The following is an 870-nucleotide window of genomic DNA, read 5'->3' on the forward strand; positions in this document are numbered from 1 at the left end:
GCGACAAGACGGAAAGACCCCATGGAGCTTTACTGTAGCCTAATATTGGGTTTCGATGTTGCATGCACAGGATAGATGGGACACTGGGAAACAATCGCTTTGGCGGTTGCGGAGTGGCCGTTGGGATACCATCCTTGCGATATTGGAATTCTAACCTGCGGCTCTGAATCGAGTCGGGGGACATTGTTAGGTGGGCAGTTTGACTGGGGCGGTCGCCTCCTAAAAAGTAACGGAGGCGTTCAAAGGTTCGCTCAGCTTGAACGGAAATCAAGCAAAAGAGTGCAAACGCAGAAGCGAGCCTAACTGCGAGACTGACGGGTCGAGCAGTAACGAAAGTTGGAGTTAGTGATCCGGTGGTATGTGAGTGGAAATGCCATCGCTCAACGGATAAAAGTTACCCTGGGGATAACAGGCTGATCTCCCCCAAGAGTCCACATCGACGGGGAGGTTTGGCACCTCGATGTCGGCTCATCGCATCCTGGGGCTGTATTCGGTCCCAAGGGTTTGGCTGTTCGCCAATTAAAGCGGTACGCGAGCTGGGTTCAGAACGTCGTGAGACAGTTCGGTCCCTATCTGTCGTGGGCGCAGGATATTTGATGGGAGCTGTCCCTAGTACGAGAGGACCGGGACGGACGTACCTCTGGCGCACCAGTTGTTCCGCCAGGAGCATAGCTGGGCAACTACGTACGGATCGGATAAACGCTGAAAGCATCTAAGCGTGAAGCCGACCCAAAGATAAGATGTCCCATTGTTTTAAACAAGTAAGACCCCTTGAAGACTACAAGGTTGATAGGCACGATGTGTAAGTGGAGTGATCCATTCAGCAAGCGTGTACTAATAGGTCGAGGGCTTGACCACAATTCGCTTGAG

General features: G+C 52.4%; 1 rRNA gene. It reads left to right on the forward strand.

The annotated features are described in order from the left end of the window. Window positions 1-858 (forward strand): 23S ribosomal RNA (locus tag J3349_RS13960); the annotation flags it as partial. Between the last annotated feature and the right edge of the window lie 12 nt (window positions 859-870).

The sequence above is a fragment of the Faecalibacterium sp. Marseille-P9590 genome (assembly GCF_017377665.1).
In the GTDB taxonomy this organism is placed as follows: domain Bacteria; phylum Bacillota; class Clostridia; order Oscillospirales; family Ruminococcaceae; genus Faecalibacterium.